Origin of the sequence: uncultured Sphingomonas sp. (genome assembly GCF_946477935.1) — a bacterium.
Classification (GTDB): Bacteria; Pseudomonadota; Alphaproteobacteria; order Sphingomonadales; family Sphingomonadaceae; genus Sphingomonas.
In genome coordinates, this window is the sequence record NZ_CAMLAC010000008.1 from 35,045 (window position 1) to 41,377 (window position 6,333).

Annotated in this window: 7 protein-coding genes; 3 read left to right on the top strand and 4 right to left on the bottom strand. The window is 66.2% G+C overall.

What is annotated here, in order from left to right; translation table 11 throughout:
- Nucleotides 1-33 precede the first annotated feature (33 nt).
- The gene (locus Q0U08_RS02045) at nt 34-435 is read right to left on the bottom strand and encodes a hypothetical protein (protein ID WP_298089443.1); all 402 of its coding nucleotides are present in this window, start codon (nt 433-435) and stop codon (nt 34-36) included.
- 130 nt (nt 436-565) lie between these two features.
- On the opposite strand from Q0U08_RS02045, the gene Q0U08_RS02050 reads away from it, so the two are divergent.
- A complete protein-coding gene (locus Q0U08_RS02050) occupies nt 566-964 on the top strand; it encodes an EVE domain-containing protein (RefSeq protein WP_298089444.1) in 399 nt (132 codons plus the stop codon).
- On the opposite strand, the gene Q0U08_RS02055 is transcribed toward Q0U08_RS02050, so the two are convergent.
- Nucleotides 961-1,773 (bottom strand): shikimate 5-dehydrogenase, encoded by an 813-nt coding sequence (locus tag Q0U08_RS02055; RefSeq protein WP_298089446.1) that lies wholly within the window; start codon nt 1,771-1,773, stop codon nt 961-963. The two genes, Q0U08_RS02050 and Q0U08_RS02055, sit on opposite strands and share 4 nt — an antisense overlap.
- 287 nt (nt 1,774-2,060) lie before the next feature.
- Complete coding sequence (gene typA, locus Q0U08_RS02060) at nt 2,061-3,902, bottom strand: translational GTPase TypA (RefSeq protein WP_298089448.1); 1,842 nt, start codon at nt 3,900-3,902, stop codon at nt 2,061-2,063.
- A 166-nt stretch (nt 3,903-4,068) separates the two neighbouring features.
- On the opposite strand from typA, the gene Q0U08_RS02065 reads away from it, so the two are divergent.
- Both Q0U08_RS02065 and Q0U08_RS02070 read left to right on the top strand, forming a co-directional pair.
- Nucleotides 4,069-5,286: a toxic anion resistance protein gene (locus Q0U08_RS02065; RefSeq protein ID WP_298089450.1), complete on the top strand. Its 1,218-nt coding sequence runs from the start codon at nt 4,069-4,071 to the stop codon at nt 5,284-5,286.
- Between the two features lie 6 nt (nt 5,287-5,292).
- A complete protein-coding gene (locus tag Q0U08_RS02070) occupies nt 5,293-6,024 on the top strand; it encodes a hypothetical protein (protein ID WP_298089451.1) in 732 nt (243 codons plus the stop codon).
- Between the two features lie 3 nt (nt 6,025-6,027).
- On the opposite strand, the gene Q0U08_RS02075 is transcribed toward Q0U08_RS02070, so the two are convergent.
- On the bottom strand, nt 6,028-6,192 hold the full coding sequence (locus Q0U08_RS02075) for a hypothetical protein (RefSeq protein WP_298089452.1): 165 nt from the start codon (nt 6,190-6,192) through the stop codon (nt 6,028-6,030).
- Nucleotides 6,193-6,333 lie beyond the last annotated feature (141 nt).

A 6,333-nucleotide genomic window follows, 5' to 3' on the forward strand; every position in this document is an offset into this window, starting at 1 on the left:
GGCGCCGGATCACGCCGACGCCGCTCCGTTGGATCAGTCGCAGATCCGCACGCGGACGTTGCGACCCCAATAGGGGTCCCACCGCCAGTCGTTCCAGCAGCGCGGCTGGTAATAGGCGCGCGGCGGCGGCGCGTAGTAGGGATCATAGGCATAGCCACGATCCGCATAATAACCGCGGTCATAATAACCACGGTCATAATAGCCGCGATCATAATAGCGGTTGCGGTTGTTGGACGCGATCGCCGCGCCCACGCCCAGCCCCAATATGCCGCCCAGCAACGCACCCGCCGCGACGTCCCCGCCGCGATCCCGGTGGTGCCAGCCGCCACCATAGCCTCGGCCGCGCCATCGCTGCGCATCGGCCGGGGCCGCCGCGGTGAAGACCGTCGCGGCAAGGGTCAGTCCCAAACCTGCCTTCTTCCATCCATGGATCATCTCGAACCTCCGATACTGACACGCCCGGTCCGCTGGAGACAAAAACGCGTAAAGGTGCGAGCGTGTTGCCTGTCCTGCCCGTTTCGGGCTGAATGGCGGCGGAATGCGGTGTTTAGATGGGGTTCAGGCGATGGGGTACTGGCTGCTGAAGTCCGAGCCGGACAGCTATGGCTGGGACGATCTGGTCCAGGGTGGCGGCACCGAATGGGACGGCGTCCGCAACGCCGCCGCCGCGAAGCACCTGCGCGCCATGGCGGTGGGGGACGACGTGCTGATCTATCACAGCGGCCGGGACAAGGCGGCGGTCGGCCTTGCCCGCATCGCCCGAACCGCCCGCCCCGACGGCGAGGGTGATCGCTGGGTATCGGTGCGCGTTGAACCCGTACGCCCCCTCACCCACCCCGTCACCCTCGCCGCGATGAAGGCCGAGCCTGCGCTCACCGACATGGCGATGCTGCGCCAGTCGCGGCTCTCCGTGTCACCGATCGGCGACGCCGAATGGCAAGTGCTGATGCGGATGGCAGGTTAGCCCCGCGCGAACGCCGCCGCTTCTTCCACCTGCGCTTCCGTCGGGCGCACACCGGTATAGAGCACGAACTGCTCCAGCGCCTGCAACGTCGCGACCTCGGTGCCGGTGATCACCCGCTTGCCCGCTTCACGCGCCGCGCGCAGGAACGGCGTCTCGGGCGGGTATTGCACCACGTCGAAGGCGATATCCGCCAGTGCGATGCTTGGTTCCGGGAAGGCCAGCGCGTCGGCATCCGCCCCCGTCATGCCCAGCGGCGTCACGTTGACCAGGATCGGCGCCGTCACATCCGCATCGACAGACCAGGCAAAGCCATACAGATCGGCCAGCGCGCGTCCCGCCGCAGCGTTGCGGGCCACGATCGTGCCATGCGCGAACCCCGCATCGCGAAACGCCGCCGCGACCGCCTTGGCCATCCCGCCCGATCCGCGCAGCACGAAGGGCGTGGCCGGATCGATATCGGCGATCAGCGCCCGCACCGCGCCGTAATCCGTATTGTGTCCGGTCAGGCGTCCGTCATCGTTGACGATCGTGTTCACGCTGTCGATCGCCGCCGCGCTCGGCGCCAGCCCATCGATCAGCGCAATGACGGCCTCCTTGAACGGCATGGAGATCGCGCAGCCGCGGATATCCAGCGCGCGTATCCCCCCGATCGCGGCAGCCAGGTCGGTCGTGCTGAACGACTTGTAGACATAATCCAGCCCGGTCAGTTCATACAGCCGGTTATGGAAGCGTGACCCGTAATTGCCCGGCCGTGCGGACAGCGACATGCACAGACGCGTATCGCGCCCGATCGGAGGTTTCTGCGTCATGCTCCGCCGTTTAGCGGATCGTGGGCGGTGGGGGAAATCTGGTTCACGCGAAGACGCGAAGACGTTTTGGTTCACGCGGAGGCGCGGAGGCGCGGAGAGGATGCGCCCGGCATCGCCGTTGCGGATCATCTCGACCGGGAGACATGCCGCGTCCGTGATGGAAAGGGAGCCTTCGGCTCGCGCATCCCCTCCGCGCCTCCGCGCCTCCGCGTGAACTCCTCTTCTTCGCGCCTTCGCGTCTTCGCGTGAACAAAAAAGGCCGGACGTTTCCGCCCGGCCCCTTCGTCTTATGCCGCTTCCTTCGACCGCGCCGCGCGCTTGCGCTCGTTCGGGTCCAGGTGGCGCTTGCGCAGGCGGATCGACTTGGGCGTCACCTCCACCATCTCGTCATCGTCGATATAGGCGATGGCCTGTTCCAGCGTCATCTTCTTCGGCGGAGTCAGGCGGATGGCGTCGTCCTTGCCGCCCGACGCACGGAAGTTCGTCAGCTGCTTCGCCTTCATCGGATTGACCTCCAGGTCATCCGTCTTGGCGTTCTCGCCGATGATCATGCCCTCGTACAGCGCCTCGCCGTGACCGACGAACAGGATGCCGCGATCCTCGAGCGGCCCCAGGGCATAGGACTGCGCCTCGCCCGCACCGTTCGAGATCAGAACGCCGTTCTTGCGGCCCTCGATATTGCCCTTGTGCGGGCCATAGCGCTCGAACAGCCGGTTCATGATGCCGGTGCCGCGCGTGTCCGACAGGAACTCGCCGTGATAGCCGATCATGCCGCGGCTGGGTGCCGAGAAGGTGATGCGCGTCTTGCCGCCGGTCGACGGACGCATGTCGGTCAGCTCGGCTTTGCGCAGGTTCATCTTCTCGACGACGGTGCCCGAATGCTCCTCGTCCACGTCGATGATGACGGTCTCGTACGGCTCGGTACGCTTGCCGTTCTCGTCCTCGCCGAACAGCACGCGCGGGCGGCTGATGCCCAGCTCGAAGCCCTCGCGGCGCATCGTCTCGATCAGCACGCCGAGCTGAAGCTCGCCGCGGCCCGCGACTTCGTAGCTGTCGCGGTCGGCGGCTTCCGTCACCTTCACGGCGACGTTCGACTCGGCCTCGCGGAACAGGCGGTCGCGGATCATGCGGCTCGTCACCTTGCTGCCCTCGCGGCCCGCCATCGGCGAGTCATTCACCGCAAAACGCATCGACAGCGTCGGCGGATCGATCGGCTGCGCGTGCAGCGCCTCGGTCACGCTCGTATCGGCGATCGTGTTCGCGACGGTCGCGACGGTCAGGCCGGCCAGCGAGATGATGTCGCCCGCCTTCGCCTCGTCCACCGGCACGCGGTCCAAACCACGGAACGACAGGATCTTGGACGCACGACCGGTCTCGACGACGTTGCCGTCGTTATCCAGCGCATGGATCGGCTGGTTGGTCTTCACCGTGCCCGAATTGACGCGGCCGGTCAGGATGCGGCCCAGGAAGTTGTCGCGGTCCAGCAGCGTGACCAGGAAGGTGAACGGCGCATCCACGTCCAGGTTGGGCGGCGGCACATGGTTCACGATCGTCTCGAACATCGGGATCAGCGTGCCTTCACGCGCGTCCATGTCGGTCGACGCATAGCCGTTACGGCCCGAAGCATAGAGCACCGGGAAGTCGAGCTGCTCGTCATTCGCGTCCAGCGACACGAACAGGTCGAACACCTCGTCCAGCACTTCCTGGATGCGCGCGTCGGGGCGGTCGACCTTGTTGACGACCACGATCGGCTTCAGGCCCAGCGCCAGCGCCTTGCCGGTCACGAACTTCGTCTGCGGCATCGCGCCTTCCGACGAGTCGACCAGCAGGACGACGCCGTCGACCATCGACAAGATGCGCTCCACCTCGCCGCCGAAGTCGGCGTGGCCGGGCGTGTCGACGATGTTGATCCGCACGCTCTCGCCGCCGTTCGGCGGGGTCCAGTCGACCGAGGTCGGCTTGGCCAGAATGGTGATGCCACGCTCTTTTTCGAGGTCGTTGGAATCCATCGCACGTTCTTCGACGCGCTGGTTGTCGCGGAAAGTGCCCGACTGGCGGAACAACTGATCGACCAGCGTCGTCTTGCCGTGATCGACGTGCGCGATGATCGCCACGTTGCGGAGGCTCATAAGGTTCTCTTGTTCGGAAAAGGGATGTTGCGCGCGCCCATAGCCGAAATGCCCGCCCGCGGGAAGGGCAGTCGATCGATACACGGCGATATATTCAAGCAACACACTTGAAGCGCGCGCCGTTCCTCGCCAGACTCGCATCGAAGGCACTGGAGATGCAAAGCAGATGGCGACCACCCCCGAAACCGTGCAGGAGCTGAAGCTTACCCCGCCCGATCCGGTGCCGACCGTCGCACCGGCCAAGGCCGCCGGGCTGGTCCCCGTCGATGAGAAGACGCGCAGCCAGTTGAACACCCGCGTCGACGGCTTCGTCGCCGAACTGGTCGCGCAGGACGTGAACAGTCCCGAATTCGGCCGCCGCGTCGATGCGATCACCGCCATGGGGCAAAAGGAAATTCGCGAGGCGGCGGGCCAGTCGAACCGCTTCCTCGACCGGCCGGTCCGCGCGATGGATCAGGAATCGGGCGTCGGCAAGGATCTGACCGAACTCCGCCGTCTGGTCGAAAGCCTCGATCCCGGCCGCCAGGGCAATCTCTCCGCGCCCAAGAAGCTGCTCGGCATCCTGCCCTTCGGCAACAAGATGCGCGATTATTTTGACGGCTATCGCTCGTCGCAGACGCATATCGCCGCGATCCTGAAGAGCCTGTCGTCGGGCCGCGACGAACTGCTGATGGACAATGCCGCGATCGATACCGAGCGGGCGAACCTGTGGGCCGCGATGGGCCGTCTCGAACAGATGATCCACCTGTCGCAGACCATGGACCAGAAACTGGAAGATACCGCCAACGACCTGGACCATAGCGATCCGGCCAAGGCCAAGGCGATCCGCGAGACCGCACTCTTCTACACCCGCCAGCGGACGCAGGACCTGCTTACCCAGATGGCGGTGACGGTGCAGGGCTATCTGGCGCTCGATCTGGTCAAGAAGAACAATGTCGAGCTGGTAAAGGGCGTCGACCGCGCCTCCACCACCACCGTCTCGGCGCTGCGCACCGCGGTCACGGTGGCGCAGGCCCTCGCCAACCAGAAGCTGGTGCTCGATCAGATCACCGCGCTGAACACCACGACGGCCAACATCATCGATTCGACCGGTAAGCTGCTGCGCAGCCAGACCGCGCAGATCCACGAGCAGGCCGCCGCCTCGACGATCCCGCTGGAAACGCTGCAACGCGCCTTCCAGAACATCTACGACACGATGGACGCCATCGACACCTTCAAGCTGAAGGCGCTCGATTCGATGAAGACCACGGTCACCGCGCTCGGTTCGGAGGTGGAGAAGTCGAAAGGCTATATCGCCCGGGCGGAGGGTGCGCAGCAGGGCAACCGCCTTTCCGGCCCCGGCGCGACATCCTCGTCGTCATCGTTCAAGCTGGAGGCGCTGTAAGCCGACATGCCCACGCCCCGCTCCCAGGAAGTCGATGCGCAGATCGAGCGTGCCCGCGAGGTGATGGCGCGCATCTCGCAGGATTATCGCGGCGCGGGGCGGCGCGTGCGGCGCAAGGCGACGTCGCTGCTCCGCCGGCTGATCGCGATCGCGCTCGCCAATGCGGCACTGTTGATCGCGGCAATCGTCGCCGGGCTGATCCTGCCCGGCGGCATCGGCCTGTTCGGCGCGCTGGCGGTGATGTTCCTGATGGTCGCGGTGACGCTCGGCATCGCGCTCGCCCCCGCCGGCCGCGCCCCCTCCCCGGCCAAGCTGGCGCAGGTCGATATCAAGGCATTGCCCGCGCAGACCGAACGCTGGCTGGAGGCGCAGCGCCCGATGCTGCCCGCCCCCGCCGCGACGCTGATCGACCGCATCGGCCTACGTCTGGAAACGCTGTCGCCGCAACTCGCCGCGGTGCCCAACGACAGCGAGGAAGCGCATGAAGTCCGCCGCCTGATCGGCGAGCAACTCCCCGCCTTCGTCCGCGATTACGAACGCGTGCCCGATCCGCTGCGCCGTGTAGAGCGCAACGGCCGGACGCCGGACGCGCAACTGGTCGATGGCCTGCGCCTGATCGAACAGGAAATCGCCGACATGACCGGGCGGCTGGCCCAAACCGACCTCGACAGCCTGTCAACCCGCGGCCGCTTCCTCGAAATGAAATACCGCGAAGGCGAGACCGAAGGCCCCGCCTGAGGATCAGGCGCCGCCGATCCCCTCGATCACGGTGCCGCTACCGCCACAATCCGGACAATCGCCATCGTCGATCGTCCCGCTACCACCGCATCGCGGACAGACATTTTCGCCGGTGCCGGGCGTCCCCTCGGGCGCGACGTCACCCGGATTGATCGGTTGCTGAGCCATCAACAGTCTCCTCGCCCGATCAACGCATTACCAGCCCACCCGCTCCCCTTTTTCCCTCTCCCCTTGTGGGAGAGGGAGGGGCCCGCCGCGAAGCGGTGGGAGGGTGAGGGGCCGCCCAGCAATGCAACGGCAACCCCGAAC